Genomic DNA, 20,117 nt, shown 5'->3' with positions numbered 1-20,117 from the left:
TGGTGCAGGGGGATCGAATCGCGCGCGGTGCGCAGCGGTAATCAGGGGCGGTCGTTGTGGACCGCGGTCACGCGCAGGCGCAGCTTGCGGCCGCCGGGCGCATTCCAGTCGATGCTCTGGCCGATGGCCAGGCCGAGCAGGGCACTGCCGACCGGGGCCAGCACGGAGACCTTGCCTTCGTCGACGTTGGCTTCGCGGGGGAAGACCAGGGTCAGGACGTGCTTTTCGCCCGACACTTCATCTTCGCACTCCACGCGCGAATGCATCATGACGATGCCTTCGGGAATCTGGTCCGGTGCCAGCACGGTGGCCCGGTTGAGTTCTTCAGCAAGCGCGAGCGCGGCAGGCGTCTGGCTCAGCGCAGGGGATTCGAGCATGGCGTCCAGGCGGTCCATGTCGAAGGTGGAGACGGTGATCGACGGCGGCAGGCCGCTGGCGGTGTTCATGGTGAAGCTCCTTGGTTGAAAGCCATGCAAAAGGCGGCACCTGCTGGCGCCGCCTGTCTGTATTGTGGGGACAAATGCGACCGGAATCGACTCCTGCCGATTCCAGGCCGGTACTGTGGGGGCTCAGCCGTTCAGCGCCGGGCCGGGCAGGGCTGCCGTATCGGCGGCGGCGTTCACCGCCTCCAGGGTGAACAGCGCCTGCGGCAGGCGCTTGAACTGATCGGCCAGCTCCATCAGGAAGTCGTTCATGGCCGAGCTGCGGCGCCAGATCATGGCGATGCGGCGGCTGGGACGGCCTTCGCCGGTGAAATCGAGCAGGCGGATGTTGTTCGAGCGCGGGACCGGCGGCTGCACCGACAGGCTGGGCAGCAGGGTGATGCCGACGTCGGCGGCGACCATCTGCCGCAGGGTTTCCAGGCTGGTGGCGCGGAACTCGGATTTCTCGTTGGCGCCGAACAGGCGGCAGACTTCCAGTGCCTGGTCGCGCAGGCAATGCCCGTCCTCCAGTAGCAGCAGCTTCTGCGTGGCCAGTTCCTGCACGTCCAGGTGTTCGCGACGTGCCAGCGGGTGGCGCCCGGATACGGCCAGCAGGAACGGTTCCTCGAACAGGAACTCGGCATGCAGCTGGTCGTCGATCACCGGCAGGGCCAGCAACGCCGCATCGAGCTTGCCTTCGCGCAGGCGGTCCAGCAGCACATCGCTCTTTTCCTCGACCAGCAGCAGTTCCAGCTCCGGGAAGCGATCGCGGATGCGCGGGATCACGTGCGGCAGCAGGTACGGGCCCAGGGTCGGGAAGATCCCCAGGCGCACCGTACCGGCTTCCGGATCGCGGCTGCGCCGCGCCGCTTCCTTCAGCTGTTCCACTTCGGACACGATCACCCGGGCCCGTGCCGCCGCTTCCTGGCCGGCGGGCGTCAGCATCACCTTGCGCGGCGCGCGTTCCACCAGCGGCAGGCCCAGCTCTTCTTCCAGCTTGCGGATCTGCGTGGACAGCGTGGGCTGGCTGACAAAGCAGGAGGCGGCAGCCCGGCCGAAATGCTTGTGGTCGGCCAGGGCTACCAGGTACTTCAGATCACGTAGGTTCATCCTTACACCCCAGGGGTAACGGACCGGCTGACGGCATGGTTACCCGACAGGCAGACAATGTTCCCGGTGATCTGGGAACGGTGGATCAGGCAGCTTCAGCAACGGCACCGCTGCTGTTGCTCACCGACGAGCGGATCAGATGGTCGAACGCGCTCAGTGCGGCGGTCGAGCCGGCGCCCATGGCGATGATGATCTGCTTGTAGGGCACCGTCGTGCAATCGCCAGCGGCGAACACACCCGGCAGGTTGGTCTGGCCGCGGTCGTCGATGACGACCTCGCCGCGCGGCGACAGCGCCACCACATCCTTCAGCCACTCGGTGTTGGGCAGCAGGCCGATCTGCACGAAGATGCCTTCCAGCTCGACGCGGTGGGCGTCGCCGCCGACACGGTCCTTGTAGACCAGGCCGGTGACGCGGCTGCCGTCGCCCAGCACTTCGGTGGTCTGGGCGCTGGTCAACACGGTGACGTTGGCCAGGCTGCGCAACTTCTTCTGCAGCACTTCGTCGGCGCGCAGGCTGGAATCGAACTCCAGCAGGGTTACATGCGACACGATGCCGGCCAGGTCGATGGCCGCTTCCACGCCGGAGTTGCCACCGCCGATCACGGCCACGCGCTTGCCCTTGAACAGCGGGCCGTCACAGTGCGGGCAGTAGGCCACGCCCTTGTTGCGGTACTGGTCCTCACCCGGCACGTTCATCTGCCGCCAGCGCGCGCCGGTGGACAGGATCACCGAACGCGACTTCAGCACCGCGCCGTTCTCCAGCTGCACCTGCACCAGGCCGTCTTCACCGGCCGGCACCAGCGCGCTGGCGCGCTGCAGGTTCATGATGTCCACCTCGTACTCGCGCACGTGCTGCTCCAGCGCCGTAGCCAGCTTCGGGCCCTCGGTCTCCTTCACCGAAATGAAGTTCTCGATCGCCATGGTATCCAGCACCTGGCCGCCGAAACGCTCTGCGGCGATGCCGGTGCGGATGCCCTTGCGTGCGGCATAGATCGCCGCTGCAGCGCCGGCCGGGCCACCGCCCACCACCAGCACGTCGAAGGCGTCCTTGGCGGCGATCTTCTCGGCATCGCGCTTGCCGGCATTGGTGTCCAGCTTGGCCACGATCTGCTCGAGGGTCATGCGGCCCTGGTCGAACACTTCACCGTTGAGGTACACGGTCGGCACCGACATGATCTCGCGCTTCTCGACTTCATCCTGGAACAGCGCACCGTCGATGGCCACATGCTGGATGCGCGGGTTGAGCACCGCGGCCAGGTTCAGGGCCTGCACCACGTCCGGGCAGTTCTGGCACGACAGCGAGAAGTAGGTTTCGAACCTGTATTCGCCTTCCAGATTCTGCACCTGCTCGATCAGCTCGGCGGTGGCCTTGGACGGGTGGCCGCCGACCTGCAGCAGCGCCAGCACCAGCGAGGTGAACTCGTGGCCCATCGGCAGGCCGGCGAAGGTCAGGTGGATGTCCTGGCCCGGGGTGCCCAGGTCGAAGGACGGCACGCGGCCCTGGCCATCGCGCAGGACCTGCAGCGAGATCTTGTCCGACAGGCTGTCCAGGGTCTGCAGCAGCTCCAGCATTTCCTGCGACTTGGCGCCATCGTCGGCGTGCGCGGTGATCTGGATCGGGCGGGTCACGCGCTCCAGATAGGTCTTCAGCTGCGACTGCAGGTTGGCGTCCAACATCGGGTCTTCTCCTGGCTTCAGGCAAACAGGGGGCGTGGCACCGCTGTAGAAGGTAGCGGACCAGCAGGGGGTAGGGGTGAACCCAAGACAGCGATCGTGGAAGGGGCTGGCTGGCCAAAGCGAGCGGGCGTTGGCTGTCTTGGGTTCACCCCCACGCCGGCGGGGGGACCGGCACGGGGATGAAGGGCGAGCCGTGGCGTGGGGCCATGGCAGGCCGGTACTGCTTTAGATCTTGCCGACCAGGTCCAGCGACGGGGTCAGGGTCTTCTCGCCTTCCTTCCACTTGGCCGGGCACACCTGGTTCGGGTTGGCGGCGGTGAACTGGGCAGCCTTCAGCTTGCGCAGGGTCTCGGCGACGTCACGGGCGATCTCGTTGGAGTGGATCTCCAGGGTCTTGATCACGCCTTCCGGGTTGATGATGAAGGTGCCGCGCAGGGCCAGGCCTTCTTCTTCAATGTGCACGCCGAAGGCGCGGGTCAGCTGGTGGGTCGGGTCGCCGACCAGCGGGAACTGGGCCTTGCCGACGGCCGGCGAGGTTTCGTGCCACACCTTGTGCGAGAAGTGGGTATCGGTGGTGACGATGTAGACCTCGGCGCCGGCCTTCTTGAACTCGGCGTAATGGTCAGCCGCGTCCTCGATCTCGGTCGGGCAGTTGAAGGTGAAGGCGGCCGGCATGAAGATCAGGACGGACCACTGGCCCTTCAGGCTGTTGTCGGAAACCTTGATGAACTCGCCATTGTGGTAAGCGTTGGCTTCGAACGGCTGGATCTGGGTGTTGATGAGGGACATCATTTTTCCTCTGGTGAAGGGGAGTGGGTGAATCGACAGGAGCTAGGTTACCGATTCGCTCGCGATAAGAACAATCCATTGATTGCATCTATTTGATAGACGCAGACTATCAAAGGCCGATGAGCGGGCACTGAACTTCGCCGCTCTCATCCTGCAACTGACTGTGTGACAAGGAAAATCTCCCAGGACCGCTGAGTGGGGCCGATAGCCCCTCCTTATGCCCTGTGACGGAACCTGAACGGATCCCGGCTTTTGCAGAGCCAAGCCCATGCTCGCCTGCGCCTGCAGCAGCCGCGCCTGGGCTCGGCTCTACAATTGCGGCATGCCCTTCAAAACAGAACCCACCCTGCGCCAGATCGTGGCCGAGGCCAGCGCCCGCCTGGGCGGCATCGAAGCCCGCCACGAGGCCGAGCTGCTGCTGCTGCATGTGCTGGACCGTCCGCGCAGCTGGCTGTTCGCCCATGCCACCGATCCGCTGGCCGCCGCCGACCAGGCCGCCTTCGAGGCGTTGCTGGCCCGTCGCGTGGCCGGGGAGCCGGTCGCCTACCTGACCGACCGCCGCGGATTCTGGACGCTGGACCTGGAGGTCGACCCGGCCACGCTGATCCCGCGCCCGGAAACCGAGCTGCTGGTCGAGCTGGCGCTGCAGCGATTGCCATCAGGCCAGGCGCTGCAGCTGGCCGACCTGGGCACTGGCAGCGGCGCGATCGCCTTGGCGCTGGCCAGCGAACGGCCACAGGCACAGGTGCTGGCCACCGATGCCAGCCAGGGTGCGCTGGCCGTGGCCGCGCGCAATGCCGCCCGCCATGAACTGGGCAATGTCCGTTTCGCCGAGGGCGGGTACGACTGGTATGCACCGCTGCAGGGCATGCGCTTCGACCTGATTGCCAGCAATCCGCCCTATATCGCCAGCGACGACCCGCACCTGGAACAGGGCGACCTGCGCTTCGAACCGGCTACCGCACTGGCCTCCGGCGTGGACGGCCTGGATGACATCCGCCGTATCGTCGACGGTGGCCAGGCCCACCTGCGGCCCGGGGGCTGGCTGCTGATCGAGCACGGTTGGGACCAGGGTGCGGCGATCCGTGCGCTGTTCGAGACGGCAGGCTTTGCCGAAGTGCAGACCGTGCAGGACCTGGAGCAGCGCGACCGGATCACCCTGGGCCGGCGTCCGGCCTAGAATGGAGGTTCTCCTGCCCCGGCAGGGCATCACCCTGGAGCTGCAAGCATGCGTACGCTGTACCCCGCCATCACCCCCTACGACGTCGGCACCCTGAAGGTCGACGACCGCCACACGCTGTACTTCGAACAGTGCGGCAATCCGGACGGCAAGCCGGTGGTGATGCTGCACGGTGGCCCGGGCGGTGGCTGCAGCGACAAGATGCGCCAGTTCCACGACCCGTCCAAGTACCGCATCATCCTGTTCGACCAGCGCGGTGCTGGTCGTTCCACCCCGCACGCGGACCTGGTGGACAACACCACCTGGGACCTCGTCGCCGACATCGAAAAGCTGCGCGAACACCTCAAGGTCGATCGCTGGCAGGTGTTCGGTGGCAGCTGGGGTTCGACCCTGGCGCTGGCCTATGCCGAAACCCACCCGCAGCGCGTGACCGAGCTGGTCCTGCGCGGCATCTTCATGTTGCGCCGCTGGGAGCTGGAATGGTTCTACCAGGAAGGCGCCAACCGCCTGTTCCCGGATGCGTGGGAGCATTACCTCAAGCCGATCCCGTCGGTGGAGCGTCATGACCTGATCTCGGCCTTCCACCGCCGCCTGACCAGCGATGATGAAACCACCCGCCTGGAAGCGGCCAAGGCGTGGGCGGTGTGGGAAGGCGCGACCAGCTTCCTGCACGTGGACGATGATTTCATCAACAGCCACGAAGATCCGCACTTTGCGTTGGCATTTGCCCGCATCGAGAACCACTACTTCGTCAACGGTGGCTTCTTCGAAGTGGAAGACCAGCTGCTGCGTGACGCGCACCGCATCGCCGACATTCCGGGCGTGATCGTGCACGGCCGTTACGATGTGGTCTGCCCGCTGGCCAACGCCTGGGACCTGACCAAGGTGTGGCCGAAGGCGAAGCTGGAAATCACCCCGGCGTCGGGTCACTCCGCGTTCGAAGCCGAGAACATCGACGCGCTGGTGCGCGCCACCGATAGTTTCGCCTGATCGTCAGTGCCGGCCGCTGGCTGGCGAGGGGTCAGAGCCCTTTCCCACGGAAAGGGCTCTGACCCCGGTGTGGAACCCGATCCACGCATGGCGTGGATCTACCACTGCCCGGCCAACAGCGCTTCGGCCAACACCTGCAGCTTCGGCGAATGCTGGCGCGACGGGGGGTAGATCAGCGACAGCGCGCGGTTGCGTCCCTCAAACGGCTGCAGCACGCGCTGCAGGCGGCCGTCAGCCAACGCATCGGCCACCGCGAAATCCATCACCTGCACGATGCCGATACCGGCGATGGCCGCTTCCACCAGCGGATCGCCGCTGTCGAACACCATCCGCGCGGGCGGGGTGAATTCATGAAGCTGGCCGTCCTGCAGGAACTGCCAGTCCACCAGCCGGCCGCTGCGCAGGTTGCGCACCGCCAGGCAGGCGTGGCCCTGCAACGCAGCCACAGCGTCCGGTGCGCCACAGCGGGCCAGGTAGTCCGGGCTGGCGACCGTCACCCAGCGCAAGGGGCGCAGCGGGCGCGCGACGATGCGCTGGTCGGCGATGACGCCGGTGCGCAGCGCGGCGTCGAAGCCTTCCTCGACCAGATCGACCAGGCGATCGCTGAGCACGGCCTCCACCTGCAGCTGCGGGTGCCGTTGCAGCAATGGCCCCAGCAGGGGTACCAGCACTTTGCGCCCGAACATCGAGGGCGCGCTGATCTTCAGGGTGCCCGCGGGCGTGCAGGGACGATCGGCCAACTGGCGTTCGGCATCCTCGAAACCACACAGCAGGGGCGCCACCTGATCGACGAACTGGCGGCCATCCGGAGTCAGCGCCACGTTGCGGGTGTTCCGCTGCAGCAGCTTCACCCCCAGCGTGGCCTCCAGCCGGCTGATCGCGCGCGACAGGCCAGACTGGCTCAGGCCCAGCTGCCCGGCGGCGACGGTGAAACTGCGGGCTTCGGCCACCTGCACCAGCATGCGCACCGCATTGAGGTCCATCGACGTTCCATTCATGCTGAAAATCATGACAGATATGGCGATCAGGGGGTTTATTGATGGCTCTGCATCAATGAGACTGCGCTCCCCCTCTGCACCAGACCGCCGATGCCTCCCCTCAAACACCCGCGCTGGGCGCTGGCCCTGCTGGCCACCGCCCAGCTGATCATTGCCCTGGATGCCACCATCATCTTCGTTGCCCTGCATGACATGGGGCGCGCGCTGCAGATCAACGCGCAGCAGCTGCAGTGGGTGGTCAGTGCCTACACCGTCGCCTTCGGCGGCAGCCTGCTGCTGGGGGGCCGTGCCGCCGACCTGATCGGCCGCCGCCGCTTCTACCGGCTGGGCATGCTGCTGTTCGCACTGGCATCGCTGCTCGGCGCGCTGGCGCCGAACGCCACCCTGCTGATCATCGCGCGTGCGGCGCAGGGCATCGGCGCGGCCCTGTTGTTCCCGGCCACGCTGGCGCTGATCAACACGCTGTACGCGGAAGGTCCGGTGCGCAACCGCGCGCTGGCGATCTGGAGCATGGCCAGCGCGGTGGGCCTGGCGCTGGGCACGTTGCTCGGCGGCGTATTGACCCAGGCATTCGGCTGGCCGGCGGTGCTGGCGGTGATCGTGCCGCTGGCCACTGCATGCGCGGTCGCTGCGGGTGCGTGGTTGCCGGCCGATGGCCCGCGCGCGCAGGGCCGCGCGTTCGATCTGGCCGGCTGCATCACCGTCACTCTCGGCGGCAGCCTGCTGGTGACCACCCTGGTGCAGGGCCCGGAATGGGGCTGGACCGCACCGGCCACGCTGGGCTGCCTGCTGCTGTCGGTGCTGCTGCTGGTGGCGTTCGTGCAGATCGAACAACGCAGCCGCGATCCGCTGATGCAGTTCGCGCTGCTGCGCCTGCCCGGACTGCGCGCGGCACTGGGCCTGACCTTCGCCTTCATGAGCAGCTATGGGGTGCAGTACTACTTCATGGCGCTGTACTTCCAGGACGGCTACGGCTGGAGCCCGCTGCAGGCCGGCCTGGCGTTCCTGCCCGCCACCGCGGTGTGCACGGTCGGCATCCAGCTGGCCGAGTGGACGCTGCAGCGCTGGAGCGCGCGCAGGGTGCTGGTGGTCGGGCAGCTGGCCGGTGCCGTCGGCATTGCCGGAGTGGCGGCGGCACTGCCGCACGCAGCGAACTTCTGGCCGCTGCTGCCCGGCGTGGTGGTGCTGAGCATTGGCCAGGGCATGACCTGGACCTCGATGTGGATCGTGGCCGGGCAGGGCGTTCCCTCCGCGCAGCAGGGCGTGGCGTCGGGCATGGCGGCCACCGCGCAGCAGATCGGCGGCGCGTTGGGCCTGGCGGTGCTGGTGATGGTGGCCAATGCCGATGCAGGGGCCGCCGGTTCGCCGAGTGCGCTGGCCGGGCTGGTGCGCGCCGAATACGGCGCGGCGTTGTTCGCCCTGTTCGGTGTGGTTATCGCGCTGGGCCTGCGCCCGGCGGACCCGGCAGCGAGCGCCTGCCTGGCCAACGACGCATGATCGAAAGGCCAGGCAGCGGCGCGCGACTCCCCATGGGGCCACGCCCTGCAAGGATGGCTTGGCCGCCATCGGCGCAACGCCTATTGCAGTAGTGCCGGCCGCTGGCCGGCAAGCTCAGGGGCGTCGGATCATTGCAGCTGCCGGCCAGCGGCCGGCACTACCGGTCTCCCATGGGTCCACGCCCTGCATGGATGGGGTCATCCCAATGCCAGCAACGGCGGCTGCAACGCGCTGAAGATCCGTGCCAGACGTTCCGCCCAGGCCTGCTGCCCTGCGGTATCGGCGATCAGGTCCTGGCGGATCTCCAGTTCCACATGCACCAGCCCGCGGCCTTCACCGTGCACCGGTACCGCGTAGTCGCTGGTACTGCTGACCGAATACGGTTCGTTGTCACCCACCACCAGGTCGCGTTCGTCGCGCAGTGCCTGCAGCAGGGCATGGGCGAAGCGCGTGTCCTGGTGGTAAAGCACGCCGGCATGCCACGGCCGCTGCATCCCGTTCATCGCCGGGGTGAAGCTGTGCATCATCACCAGCAGGGTGGGGCGGCCGGCATCGCGGCGCGCATCCAGTTCCGCGTCGATGCGCGCATGGTAGGGCGCGTGGATCGCATCGATGCGCTGTTGGCGCTGCGCCGCCGACAGTCCGGCATTGCCCGGGACCACGGTGTGGTCGCTCACTTCCGGAATCAGCGTCGGCGAGGCCAGTGGGCGGTTGCAGTCGATCAGCAGCCGCGAGTAGGTCTGTTCGATCGCCCAGGCATCCAACCGATCAGACAATGCGCGGGTGGTGCCGGCGATGCCGATGTCCCAGCCGATATGGCGGTCCAGCTCGGCCTGGGCCAGGCCGAGCCCGGCCAGCGCATGCGGCACCTGCTGGCCGGCGTGATCGGCCAGCAGCAGGTACGGCGAAGCGCCCTGCGGCCGGTGGACGGTGTAGATCGCCGGGTCGTCGGCGCCCAGCAACGCAGGCAGCGCGTGCAGGTCGGCGTCAGCCACGCGGACGTCCGTCCAGATGATGCTCGATCATCCACAGTCCGGCCCAGAGCTTGGCATCCAGCTCGTAGCCTTCGCCCATCTTCTGCACCAGCCAGGCAGCAGCCTCGCCGCGTGGAATCTCGTGCACGGTGATGTCCTCGCTGTCATCGCCGCCACCTTCGCCGATCCGGCGCAGGCCGGTGGCGCGCACGAAGGCGATCTTCTCGCTGCTGGCGCCGGAAGACGTCGGGCCGATCATCAGCACTTCTGCATGGTCGGCGGTCCAGCCGGTTTCTTCTTCCAGCTCGCGTACGGCCGAGACCTCAATCGACTCGCCGGCATCGATGTCGCCGACCAGGCCGGCCGGCATCTCGATGGTGGGGGCCTGCAGCGGTACGCGGAACTGTTCAACGAACAGCACCTTGTCCTCCGGGGTAACGGCGATGATGATCGCGGCCAGGCCACCGGCGTGGGTGCGTTCGCTGTATTCCCAGGTGCCGCGCACCAGCATGCGCTGGTACTTGCCTTCGTAGACGACGCGCGGGGCTTCGGTATTGCGCTGGCTCATGCGGGCTCGCTATGGATGGGAAGAGGGTCGGCCACGCCGGCGGCATCGAACAGCCGGCGGCGGGTCATCGGGCCGAAGCGCAGGGTCTGGCACAGGCCACCGAGCAGCTCTGGATCGGCTGACTGGCGCAGCAGCCCGGGTTGGCTGCCCTCCAGAGGCGCGTCCAACGCGATGGTGGTCAGCTGGCGCCACAGCTGGGCGTGCTCGCGCTGCTCGCGCAGCCTCACCGCCATCTGCGCAGCGCCACGCAGGCGCAGGAACGGCACTTCGTCCAGGCGTTCGTACAGCGCATCCATGCTGCCGAAGTGGGCCAGCAGCACGGCGGCGGACTTGCTGCCGACACCACTGACACCGGGAATGTTGTCCACCGCATCGCCGCACAGCGCCAGGTAGTCGGCGATCTGGTGCGCGTGCACGCCATGCCGCGCCTTTACTCCGGCCACGTCCCAGCGTTGGTTGCGGGCGTAGTCCCACTGCTCGTCGTGGTCGGCCAGCAGCTGCGACAGGTCCTTGTCGGCGGAAATGATCACCCCGCGATGGCTGCCACGGTGCACGTGCAGGGCGCTGCCGATCAGGTCGTCGGCCTCGTATTCGTGGTGGGCCAGGACGGCAAGGCCCAACGCCGCGCACAGGGCCTTGCAGTGCACGAACTGGCGCTTGAGCGCCTCCGGGGCCGGATCACGGTTGGCCTTGTAGGCCGGATACAGCCGGTGGCGGAAGCCGCTGTCGAGCGCTTCGTCGAAGGCGATGGCAATGTGCCGCGGGCGCTCGCGCTCCAGCAGGTCCAGCAGGAAACGGGCGAAGCCGTGCACCGCATTGGTTGGCCAGCCCTGCGCGTCCTGGAACTGGTCCGGCAGCGAGTGCCAGGCGCGGAACACGTAGATGCTGGCGTCGACCAGGTACAGCGACGGCGGTGGAGCCGGCAGGGTCATGCCGGCGGCGTCCAGTCGCGCAGCAGGGCCGCCGGGTCGGGGCGCTCGCGCTCGGGGACGGCAGCCTTGGGCGTGCCGATGTGGATGAAGCCAGCGATGCCTTCGCCTTCTGCCAGGCCCAGGTGCGCCTGTACGACCGGGTCGAACGCCATCCAGGCAGTCAGCCACTGCGCGCCGAAGCCCAGCGCCTGCGCGGCCTGCAGCAGGGCAAAGCAGACGCAGCCTGCGGTCATCAGCTGTTCCTGTTCGGGCACCTTCGGGTCCGGGCGCGGGCTGGCCACTACCACGATCACCAGTGGTGCATGGCTGAAACGCTGGCGGTCCTTCTCGAACACGGCCTCGCCCGCATGCGGGTCGCGCTGGCGGCTGCGTTCGGCCAGGAAGTCTCCCAGAGTGTGACGTGCATCGCCGGCGATTTTCAGGAAGCGGAACGGCACGCGCTTGCCGTGGTCGGGCACGCGCACCGCCGAGGCCAGCATCCGCTGCAGGGTGGCCGGGTCCGGCCCGGGCTCGCCCAGTTGCCGCGAGGGCACCGAGCGGCGGGCATCCAGGGCGAGCAGGGCAGCGGGGTCGGGCATGGAGTCTGAACCGGTCATCACGGGTGTTTGATTATAGTCGGGGCGGTCAATGACGCCGTCTGTGTCGCGTCCGGTCCCTGAATACCAAACTGTGATGAACATCATGCCACTGGCGGGAAACGGACAGCCGCTTCCCCTCGCCTCGTGGGCCTTGCACGGCTTACGATATCTGTCTTGCCGGGCCGCCGGTCATGAGGTTTGAAGTGAGGACTGTTTCACTGTCCGCGACGGGCTGGCCGGCCTACCATCGACGTACCGGTACATGGGGTGTGCCGGTCGTCGCGATGTCCATGCTGTCTGTCGTACCAGAGAAGGTGGGGAGCCTTCCCGAATGATGAGCGTGCCCACACCGATGGGATCGCCGGGCCGTGACCCGGCCCAGCTCCAGCTTGCCCGGGACATGGTCCTGCCCGCGCTGTGCCAGGCCTTCGGGGCCGCACTGGCGCGTTTCGACGATGCCCTGTTCGACCGCGCCGGCAATGCCGGCTCGTCGCAGTTGCTGTTCCTTGACGCGATGCGCGAACTGCGCCGCCGCCGTGAGGACATCGCTGCGGCCTTCGCCGGCCACCTGCAGCAGGCCTGGGCCGCATTGGCGGCCGGTGAGCCGCTGTCAGCCGAGGCGACCCTGTCCGGGCCGGCCGAGGATGGCCTGAGCCTGCTGGCTGAACACGTACTGGAATCGCGATTGGCGGTGCGCAACTTTGCCACCGTGCTGCTGCGCGATTTCAAGCCGGTGCTGGCGCGGCTGGACCGCCGCCTGGGCCGCTTGATCGGTGGCGCGGAACTGGACGCCGACCACAATCCGATCAGCCCCGAACATCTGGGCGTGGCCATCCACGAGGCCTTTGCCGGCTGTGAACTGGCGCCGGAAGTGCATCTGGTGCTGATCAAGCTGTGCGAGCGCGACCTGCGCGCACCGGTCGGCCGCATCTACGAAAAGCTGGACGAGCAGCTGGCCGCAGCCGGCGTGATGTCGCAGATGGGGGCGCCGCAGCGTCCGCTGGCGGCGGCGCCGGATCCGCGCATGGCCGGGATGCTGGATGATCTGGTCGAACAGCGCCAGGGTGCAGGCTTCGATCCCGGGTTCAGCGATGACGAGCAGGCCGCACCGGCCTGGGCGCAGCGCTTTGCCGCGCGCTGGTCCGAACGCCGTGGCCACATGCAGCAGCATCTGGGCGGCGAAGACGGCGGCAGCGGCGAGGCCTACGCGGGCCAGCAGGGCATGCTGCTGGAAGCGCTGCACGAACTGCTGCAGCAGACCCGCCACGTGCGCGAGGACGCGACGTCGGCCGCACAGGTGGCGATTGGCCAGCAGCGTCCGCTCAGCCAGCGCGAAATGATGTCGGTGCTGTCGCTGCTGCAGGCCACGCCCAGCGCGACGCTGCGTGCAGCCATCGGCGAGGACGGCGAATCGCTGGCGCAGCGGCTGAAGAGCGAAGTGCTGTCCAGCGCCACCCAGCTCGGCGTGGACCCAGGCCAGACCCGCCTGGACCCGCAGGACGAGGATGCGATCGACCTGGTCGGCATGCTGTTCGACGTGATGCTGGATGAGCGTGAACTGGAAGGCCGCTCGCGCGAACTCATCGGCCGCCTGGTGGTGCCCTTCGTCAAGGTCGCCATGCTCGACCGCCGCATGTTCGTGCAGAAGACCCATCCGGCGCGCAAGCTGCTCAACTCGCTGGCCGAGGCCTGCGAGGGCAACACCGGCGAGAGCCAGGCCGAGCGCATGCTGATGGCCAAGGTCGAGGAGATCATCGAGCGCCTGGTGGCCGAGTTCAACGAGAACCTGGCGATCTTCCTGACCCTGGAAGAAGAATTCCGCGAGTTCCTGGTGCAGCATCGCCGCCGCGTGGAAATCGCCGAGCGACGGGCTGCGGAAACGCAGCGCGGGCAGGAAAAGCTGGAAATGGCCCGCAGCCGGGCCAGTGCGGAACTGGACCGCCGCATCGGCGACGCCACCCTGCCGCCGGCCATTGCCGAGTTCCTGCGCCAGCCGTGGCAGCACCATCTGACCCTGGCGCTGCTGCGCGAAGGCGAAGAAGGCGCGTCGGTGGCCGAGGCATTGAGCCTTGGCGACGGCCTGCTGGAGGAAGTGGCCGAGGCCCGCCGCCAGATCGTCGGCAAGCCGTGGCTGCAGGCCTGGCAGCCGGTGCTGGCCAAGGTGTTTGCCAGCGTCGGCGTGCACGGCGATGCGGCCACCGGAGCGATCGACGCCTTGCATGACACGCTGCAGGGCATCGCCGAGTCGCGGCCGGAACTGCAGCGCGCGCTGCCCGAGCTGCCGCAGGTCGCGCTGCCGGCACCGCCGGTGGCCGAATCGCCCGCGGTGGAGCTGGGTGGCCAGATCGACACCGATGATTTCGACAACGCCGATGCCGACCGCTTCCGCCGCATGGAAATCGGCAACTGGCTGGACTTCGTCGACAAGGACGGCAAGGTGCAGGCCGGCAAGCTGTCCTGGGTCAGCCCGATTTCCTCGCGCCTGCTGTTCGTCAACCGTCGCGGTGTGCGCTTCTGCGTGGCCTCGCCGGAAGAGCTGGCGGTGATGGTGCGGCTGGGCCGGCTGCGTGCCCACGTTGACGATGGTGCCTTCGACAGCGCCATGCAGGGCGTGATCGACCGCCTCGACCCGGGCAGCGCCACCCTGCACTGAGCGCTGGCCGCCTGCTAGGATCGGGAAAACTCACCGATCAGCGGGGACCTGCATGGCCGTGGCGTTGCTGGGGATCAAGGAGACCGCGCCGGGTGAACGGCGCGTGGCGTTGACGCCGGAAACCGCGCGCAAGCTCGGTGCCTTGGGCATTGTCGTCTGGTACGAGGCTGGCGCCGGCCTGGCCGCCGGCTTCACCGATGCCGCCTATGACGAGGCCGGCGCACGTGTCTTCGACGCGGGCCGCTGGGCGGAGATCGATATCCTGCTGTGCGTGCAGGCGCCCCCTGCTGCCGTGCTGGAGCAGCTCAAGCACGGTGCCAGCGTGGTTGGCCTGCTGGCCCCGGCCAACGATCCGGCGCTGGCCGCACTGGCGGCCGATGATCGCCTGCAGCTGTTCCCGCTGCAGCAGTTGCCGCGTACCACCCGTGCGCAGGCGATGGATGTACTCAGTTCGCAGGCCGGCATGGCCGGTTACAAGGCGGCGCTGATCGCCGCCGAACGCGCGCCGCGCTTCTTCCCGATGCTGACCACCGCCGCCGGCACCGTGCGGCCGGCCAAGGTGCTGGTGATCGGTGCCGGCGTGGCAGGCCTGCAGGCCATCGCCACAGCACGCCGTCTCGGTGCCCAGGTGGAAGGTTTCGATGTGCGCCCGGAAACCCGCGAGCAGATCCAGTCACTGGGCGCGCGCTTCCTCGACCTTGGGGTCAGCGCGGCGGGCGAGGGCGGCTATGCGCGGGCGCTGACCGATGAGGAGCGCGCCGAGCAGCAGCGTCGGCTGGCCGACCACCTGCGCAGCGTGGATGTGGTGATCTGCACGGCGGCGGTACCCGGCCGCCCGGCACCGACCATCGTGACCGCGGCGATGGTGGAGGGCATGGCCACCGGCAGCGTGATCGTCGATCTGGCCGCCGAGAGCGGCGGCAACTGCGGGTTGACCCAGCCGGGGCAATGCATCGAACACCAGGGCGTGACCATCGATGGCCCGCTGGGCCTGGCCAGCCGCGGCGCGACCCAGGCCAGCGAGATGTATGCCCGCAACCTGCTCAACTTCGTCGCCCTGTTCGTGCGCGACGGGGCGTTGGCGTTCGACTGGGAAGACGAGCTGCTGGCGAAGACCCGCTGGCAGGCGTGACCCTGACGAGAATGCTGTAGAGCCGAGCCTATGCTCGGCTCGCGCGCAGCCGGGATGCTAGCGATCTGGTCGGCATGCAGCTGGGCATGAGAGCAGCCGAGCATGGGCTCGGCTCTACAAAGGGTAGCCCCTGACTGGCGGAGGCCTTACCGCGGCTTCGCCGGTGGCGGGTTGTCGCGTACCCAGTCCCGGCGCTGTTCCGGCGTCATCTGCGACCAGCGCTCGCGCAGGGCGTCACGCTGTGCCGGCGGCATGTTGCGCATCTGCCCGAACAGGGCCCGCGCCTGCTCGCGCTGTTCCGGGCTCATGTGCTCGAAGCGGCGCAGGCCGCGGCGGGCTTTGTCACGCTCCTCCGGGCTCATCGATTGCCAGCGCTGGCCGTGTGACAGCATGCGCTGGCGCTGGCCGGCATCGGCGCTGTTCCAGCGGTCGCGCAGCGGCGCCAGCAGCGATTCGCGCTGGGATTCGCTCAGCTGCTCCCACGCGGGCAATGGGGCGGTCGCCGCGGGGCGAGTGGCAGGGGCGGGCGCGGCACTCTGCGCCAGCGCCGGGACGGCCGGCAGCAGCGACAGGCTCAACAGCAGCGGCAGGGTAGGCAGTCGGAACATGATTTACTCCATCGCCAGGTCGGTATCGCCCAGCCACAGGTACAAGTCGGGATTTTCGTCGTACAGCGGGCTGTTGTCTTCCACCGAGGCAATCACGGGTGCCGGCGACGGGCCTGCAAGCGTGCCATGGCCAGTGAACTGCAGGCCGATACCCAGGGCCACCACCAGCGAACAGGTGCTGGCCAGCCACCAGCGCCAGCGCCCGCGATGGGCGGCCGTGGCGCCGTGGCGGGCCTGGCGCAGCCGTGCCAGCGTGGCCGGCGACAGCGACTGCAGCGACTGCGCATGCAGGCCGCGCAGGGTGTCATCGGAAGGCAGGGAGCGGTTCACGGGTGGGTCTCCAGGTAGTCCTGCAGCGCCTGCCGGGCGCGTGCCAGATGGGTTTTTACCGCGCCTTCGCTGCAGCCCATGGCGCGGGCGGTGGTCGCCCCGTCCAGGTCCTGCAGCACGCGCAGGGTGAAGGCTTCGCGCTGGCGGGCGGGCAGGCTGCGCAACGCGTCCACCAGCTGCTGGTACTGCTGGCGTTGCTCATGCGCCTGTGCCGGGTCCGGGCCGGGGTCGGCCCAGTCGATCTCGCCGCCCTCGGCGTCCTGGTTGTCGCGCCAGAACGGCAGGCGGAAGCGGCGCCGGCGCTGCACGTCGATCACCCGGCGGCGCAGGATGCTCCAGAACAGGGGCGCCCATTCGGCCGCCGGCTTGTCGGCGTAATCCAGCATGCGCAGCAGCGCGTCCTGCACGGCGTCCATGGCGTCTTCGCGCTGGCGCAGGCCGGCCTCGGCGAAGCGGAACGCACGCGGGCCGACGCTGGCCAGGAACGCCTCCAGCGATGCCGGCAGGGCATCGGTCTCGGCGCTCGGGGGGACGGGGCTGCTCACCAGCACAGGGTACGGTTCCTCGCTCGGGGTCACCATCGACAACGCGTGAGCGCCGCCGCGGTTGACGCCGGGTGCGCGCGGGTTCAGCCCGTGGTTATGATGGGGCGACGAAGACAGAGCGGGAGCGTTGCCAGTGAGTGACGGGTTCGTGGCGCTGTACATCTTCATGCTGGCGGCCATCGCCGGCCACGTGATCATTTCGCGGGTGCCGGTGATCCTGCACACCCCGCTGATGTCGGGCTCCAACTTCATCCACGGCATCGTGCTGATCGGTGCGATGGTGGTGCTGGGGCATGCACAGACGCCGCTGGAGAAGGCGCTGGGCTTCCTTGCCGTGGTGCTCGGTGCCGGCAACGCCGCCGGTGGCTACGTGGTCACCGCGCGCATGCTGGAAATGTTCAAGCCGAGCGCGCCCAAGGGCGGCAAGGACGAACCGAAGGAGCCGCAGGCTTGAACATCAGCACCGTCGAACTGCTCGATTGGCTGGTCAAGGCCAGCTACCTCGCCGCCGCCACGCTGTTCCTGCTGGGCCTGCAGCGCATGGCCTCGCCGCTGACCGCGCGCAGCGGCATCCGCTGGGCCGGGCTGGGCATGCTGCTGGCCACGGTGGCGACCTTCTTCCTGCCTGAACTGCACAACGTGCCGCTGATCCTGGTGGCACTGCTGCTGGGTGCGGGCCTGGCCTGGTGGTCGGCCGGCAGGGTTGCCATCACCGACATGCCGCAGATGGTGGCGCTGTACAACGGCATGGGCGGTGGCTCGGCGGCGGCGATCGGCGCGGTGGAGCTGCTGCGCTATGCCTTCCTTGCCAACCGCGATACCAGCCACTGGAGTGCGCAGGCGCTGGCCGACCTGGCCGCGCGCCAGCCGTCGGGCATGGTGCTGCTGCTGGCGGTGGTCGGTGCGGCGATCGGTGCGGTGTCACTGTCCGGTTCGGTGATCGCCTGGGCCAAGCTGGATGGACGCCTGGACAAGCGCGTGACCTGGCCCGGCCAGCAGGTGATGAACCTGCTGGTGGCGCTGGCCGTGGTGGTGCTGGCGATCATCGCGGCCAGCACGCTCAACACCTGGGCGATCGTCGCCTTTTTCGTGCTGGCGCTGGCACTGGGCGTGCTGATGACGTTGCCGATCGGTGGCGCCGACATGCCGGTGGTGATCTCGCTGTACAACGCGTTCACCGGCCTGGCGGTGTCGTTCGAGGGCTACGTGCTGGGCAACGAGGCGTTGATCATCGCCGGCATGATGGTCGGCGCGGCGGGCATCCTGCTGACCCGGCTGATGGCCAAGGCGATGAACCGGCCGATCCGCAACGTGCTGTTCTCCAACTTCGGCAGTGGCGCCGGTGGTGAAGCGCAGGCGATTACAGGCGCGCAGAAGCCGATCGAAGCCTCGGACGTCGCCGCGATGATGGCCTATGCCGAACGCGTGGTGATCGTGCCCGGTTACGGCATGGCGGTGGCCCAGGCCCAGCACAAGATCTGGGAGCTGGCACAGCGGCTGGGCCAGCGCGGGGTGAAGGTGAAGTTCGCCATCCACCCGGTCGCCGGGCGCATGCCCGGGCACATGAACGTGCTGCTGGCCGAAGCCGGCGTGCCCTATGACCTGATCGCCGACATGGACGACATCAACCCGGAGTTCGCCAACACCGACGTGGTGCTGGTGATCGGTGCCAACGACGTGGTCAATCCGGTGGCACGCACCGATCCGGCCAGCCCGATCTATGGCATGCCGGTGCTGGACGTGGTCAATGCGCGCAACGTGGTGGTGATCAAGCGCGGCAAGGGCACCGGCTTTGCCGGTATCGAGAATGCGCTGTTCTACGCTGACAACACCCGCATGCTGTATGGCGACGGCGCCGAAGCGGCCGCATCGCTGGTGAGCGAGCTGAAGGCACTCGACGGCGGGCATTGAGGGCTCGGGGGCGGATTCCTTTCCGCAGGAAAGGGCTCTGACCCCACTTTCCGGGGCCCCCACCCACGCACGGCGTGGATCTGCGCGCTCAGCGCGCCAGCCAGGCGCCCAAGGCCACGGCCAGGGCCAGCCACAGCCATTCCATCGCGCCATTGGCGAGGGTGATCAGGGTCCAGGCCAGGTGCGGGCCCATCCGCGTGGTGGCGTCCCACAGGTCCAGGCCGATCGAGCCCCCCATCCAGGCGCTGGCAATGGCCCAGTTGGCCACGGCGGCCACCAGCAGGGTGCCGAGCACGACCAGGGCGACGCGCAGCCGGCCCGGGCCCAGCGTGCCCAGGCGCAGCATGAACACCAGTTCCAGGGCGGTCAGTACCGCCATCCAGCCGACCTGTCGGCCGGTGATCAGCGCCAGCACCATCCAGGCGAGGGGAGCAACAAGCAGACCCAGCAACAGCATGAGGGGCCAGAGCCAGGTCACGGTCCTGGCACGCGCGGCATTGGAGGACATCGAAGCTCCCTGAAGATCACCTACAGGATACTGTGGTTTGCCGCAGTGCACCGGCGGTGCCGGGGCGGCTGGGCTAGAATGCCGTCTTGCGTGGCTGTGGCCACGGCCCCATATCGGTCCCCATGTATTCCCGTAGCAGCGAACCTGTCCACTTCGAACGCGATTGCGAGGCCGTGATGGTCCCGCAGGGCGACACCGTGACCCTGCCCGCCGGCAGCTATGGGTACATCACCCAGGCGCTGGGCGGCAGTTATTCGGTGTTCGTCGAGGGCAACCTGTTCCGCATCGCCGGCAAGGACGGCGACGCCATCGGCAAGGAGGCTCCGGCACCGCTCGAGCTGCCGGCCGACGCCACCGATGAACAGGTGGAACAGCTGGTGTGGCAGCAGCTGCGCACCTGCTTCGACCCGGAAATTCCGGTGAACATCGTCGAGCTGGGCCTGGTCTATGAAGTCGAGATCAAGCACCTGGACGAAGGCAAGCGCGAGATCGACGTGAAGATGACCCTGACCGCACCGGGCTGCGGCATGGGCGAGATCCTGATCGACGACGTGCGCAGCAAGCTTGAAATGATCCCGACGGTGGCCGAGGCCGACGTCGACCTGGTGTTCGACCCGCCGTGGAACCAGCACATGATGTCCGAGGCGGCGCGGCTCGAGACCGGCATGCTTTGACCCAGGGCCCGCAGTGACGCGGGCCCGGCACTACCCGCAA

Annotated in this window: 21 protein-coding genes; 8 read left to right on the top strand and 13 right to left on the bottom strand. The window is 68.1% G+C overall.

What is annotated here, in order from left to right; all coding sequences use genetic code 11:
- Positions 1–41 precede the first annotated feature (41 nt).
- The 4 genes from rnk to ahpC form a co-directional block, all read right to left on the bottom strand.
- Positions 42–446, bottom strand: a complete 405-nt coding sequence (gene rnk, locus B9Y64_RS04125; protein ID WP_014036052.1) for a nucleoside diphosphate kinase regulator — start codon at positions 444–446, stop codon at positions 42–44.
- Between the two features lie 123 nt (positions 447–569).
- Positions 570–1,532, bottom strand: a complete 963-nt coding sequence (locus tag B9Y64_RS04120; protein WP_100439579.1) for a LysR substrate-binding domain-containing protein — start codon at positions 1,530–1,532, stop codon at positions 570–572.
- An 85-nt stretch (positions 1,533–1,617) separates the two neighbouring features.
- Positions 1,618–3,210, bottom strand: coding sequence for an alkyl hydroperoxide reductase subunit F (gene ahpF / locus B9Y64_RS04115; RefSeq protein ID WP_100439578.1), 1,593 nt, complete (start codon positions 3,208–3,210; stop codon positions 1,618–1,620).
- A 225-nt stretch (positions 3,211–3,435) separates the two neighbouring features.
- Positions 3,436–3,999, bottom strand: a complete 564-nt coding sequence (ahpC, locus tag B9Y64_RS04110; protein ID WP_014036055.1) for an alkyl hydroperoxide reductase subunit C — start codon at positions 3,997–3,999, stop codon at positions 3,436–3,438.
- Positions 4,000–4,321: 322 nt separating this feature from the next.
- On the opposite strand from ahpC, the gene prmC reads away from it, so the two are divergent.
- Both prmC and pip read left to right on the top strand, forming a co-directional pair.
- Positions 4,322–5,179 carry a peptide chain release factor N(5)-glutamine methyltransferase gene (gene prmC / locus B9Y64_RS04105; RefSeq protein ID WP_100439577.1) on the top strand — a complete coding sequence of 286 codons (858 nt, stop codon included), beginning with the start codon at positions 4,322–4,324 and terminating at the stop codon, positions 5,177–5,179.
- A 48-nt stretch (positions 5,180–5,227) separates the two neighbouring features.
- Positions 5,228–6,169: a prolyl aminopeptidase gene (pip, locus tag B9Y64_RS04100; RefSeq protein ID WP_100439576.1), complete on the top strand. Its 942-nt coding sequence runs from the start codon at positions 5,228–5,230 to the stop codon at positions 6,167–6,169.
- Positions 6,170–6,267: 98 nt separating this feature from the next.
- Here the strand turns inward: pip and B9Y64_RS04095 are convergent, their stop codons facing one another.
- Entirely contained in the window at positions 6,268–7,152 is an 885-nt protein-coding gene (locus tag B9Y64_RS04095) for a LysR family transcriptional regulator (RefSeq protein WP_100439575.1), read from the bottom strand.
- A gap of 105 nt (positions 7,153–7,257) precedes the next feature.
- On the opposite strand from B9Y64_RS04095, the gene B9Y64_RS04090 reads away from it, so the two are divergent.
- Positions 7,258–8,664 carry an MFS transporter gene (locus B9Y64_RS04090; protein WP_100439574.1) on the top strand — a complete coding sequence of 469 codons (1,407 nt, stop codon included), beginning with the start codon at positions 7,258–7,260 and terminating at the stop codon, positions 8,662–8,664.
- A 197-nt stretch (positions 8,665–8,861) separates the two neighbouring features.
- On the opposite strand, the gene B9Y64_RS04085 is transcribed toward B9Y64_RS04090, so the two are convergent.
- From B9Y64_RS04085 to B9Y64_RS04070, 4 genes are read right to left on the bottom strand one after another with little or no spacing between them, the layout of a single operon-like run.
- Complete coding sequence (locus tag B9Y64_RS04085) at positions 8,862–9,659, bottom strand: N-formylglutamate amidohydrolase (RefSeq protein WP_100439573.1); 798 nt, start codon at positions 9,657–9,659, stop codon at positions 8,862–8,864.
- Positions 9,652–10,206 (bottom strand): NUDIX hydrolase, encoded by a 555-nt coding sequence (locus tag B9Y64_RS04080; RefSeq protein ID WP_100439572.1) that lies wholly within the window; start codon positions 10,204–10,206, stop codon positions 9,652–9,654. The genes B9Y64_RS04085 and B9Y64_RS04080 overlap by 8 nt, the downstream gene beginning before the upstream one ends.
- Complete coding sequence (locus tag B9Y64_RS04075; protein ID WP_100439571.1) at positions 10,203–11,138, bottom strand: 5'-3' exonuclease; 936 nt, start codon at positions 11,136–11,138, stop codon at positions 10,203–10,205. The genes B9Y64_RS04080 and B9Y64_RS04075 overlap by 4 nt, the downstream gene beginning before the upstream one ends.
- Positions 11,135–11,716: a nitroreductase family protein gene (locus B9Y64_RS04070; protein WP_100439895.1), complete on the bottom strand. Its 582-nt coding sequence runs from the start codon at positions 11,714–11,716 to the stop codon at positions 11,135–11,137. The genes B9Y64_RS04075 and B9Y64_RS04070 overlap by 4 nt, the downstream gene beginning before the upstream one ends.
- A gap of 331 nt (positions 11,717–12,047) precedes the next feature.
- Between B9Y64_RS04070 and B9Y64_RS04065 the strand changes: the two genes are divergently transcribed.
- Both B9Y64_RS04065 and B9Y64_RS04060 read left to right on the top strand, forming a co-directional pair.
- Positions 12,048–14,369: a DUF1631 domain-containing protein gene (locus B9Y64_RS04065; RefSeq protein ID WP_100439570.1), complete on the top strand. Its 2,322-nt coding sequence runs from the start codon at positions 12,048–12,050 to the stop codon at positions 14,367–14,369.
- Positions 14,370–14,421: 52 nt separating this feature from the next.
- The gene (locus B9Y64_RS04060) at positions 14,422–15,501 is read left to right on the top strand and encodes an NAD(P) transhydrogenase subunit alpha (protein WP_100439569.1); all 1,080 of its coding nucleotides are present in this window, start codon (positions 14,422–14,424) and stop codon (positions 15,499–15,501) included.
- A 146-nt stretch (positions 15,502–15,647) separates the two neighbouring features.
- Here B9Y64_RS04060 and B9Y64_RS04055 read toward each other — a convergent pair whose 3' ends face one another.
- The 3 genes from B9Y64_RS04055 to B9Y64_RS04045 are packed head-to-tail and all read right to left on the bottom strand — an operon-like array spanning position 15,648 to position 17,020.
- Positions 15,648–16,109, bottom strand: coding sequence for a DUF3106 domain-containing protein (locus B9Y64_RS04055; protein ID WP_100439568.1), 462 nt, complete (start codon positions 16,107–16,109; stop codon positions 15,648–15,650).
- A gap of 3 nt (positions 16,110–16,112) precedes the next feature.
- Positions 16,113–16,439 carry a hypothetical protein gene (locus tag B9Y64_RS04050; RefSeq protein WP_100439567.1) on the bottom strand — a complete coding sequence of 109 codons (327 nt, stop codon included), beginning with the start codon at positions 16,437–16,439 and terminating at the stop codon, positions 16,113–16,115.
- Positions 16,436–17,020, bottom strand: a complete 585-nt coding sequence (locus B9Y64_RS04045; protein WP_100439566.1) for an RNA polymerase sigma factor — start codon at positions 17,018–17,020, stop codon at positions 16,436–16,438. The genes B9Y64_RS04050 and B9Y64_RS04045 overlap by 4 nt, the downstream gene beginning before the upstream one ends.
- Positions 17,021–17,117: 97 nt before the next feature.
- Here B9Y64_RS04045 and B9Y64_RS04040 point away from each other — a divergent pair, with 97 nt between their 5' ends.
- Positions 17,118–17,438 carry an NAD(P) transhydrogenase subunit alpha gene (locus B9Y64_RS04040; protein WP_005408173.1) on the top strand — a complete coding sequence of 107 codons (321 nt, stop codon included), beginning with the start codon at positions 17,118–17,120 and terminating at the stop codon, positions 17,436–17,438.
- Positions 17,435–18,895, top strand: a complete 1,461-nt coding sequence (locus tag B9Y64_RS04035) for an NAD(P)(+) transhydrogenase (Re/Si-specific) subunit beta (protein WP_100439565.1) — start codon at positions 17,435–17,437, stop codon at positions 18,893–18,895. The genes B9Y64_RS04040 and B9Y64_RS04035 overlap by 4 nt, the downstream gene beginning before the upstream one ends.
- A gap of 88 nt (positions 18,896–18,983) precedes the next feature.
- Here the strand turns inward: B9Y64_RS04035 and B9Y64_RS04030 are convergent, their stop codons facing one another.
- Positions 18,984–19,403, bottom strand: coding sequence for a hypothetical protein (locus tag B9Y64_RS04030; RefSeq protein WP_100439564.1), 420 nt, complete (start codon positions 19,401–19,403; stop codon positions 18,984–18,986).
- 122 nt (positions 19,404–19,525) lie between these two features.
- Here B9Y64_RS04030 and sufT point away from each other — a divergent pair, with 122 nt between their 5' ends.
- Positions 19,526–20,077 (top strand): putative Fe-S cluster assembly protein SufT, encoded by a 552-nt coding sequence (sufT, locus tag B9Y64_RS04025; protein ID WP_100439563.1) that lies wholly within the window; start codon positions 19,526–19,528, stop codon positions 20,075–20,077.
- Positions 20,078–20,117 lie beyond the last annotated feature (40 nt).

This window comes from Stenotrophomonas maltophilia (assembly GCF_002799245.1).
GTDB lineage: Bacteria > Pseudomonadota > Gammaproteobacteria > Xanthomonadales > Xanthomonadaceae > Stenotrophomonas > Stenotrophomonas maltophilia_S.
The sequence above is the reverse complement of the archived record's forward strand: the minus strand, read 5'-3'. Positions and strand labels throughout refer to the sequence as shown.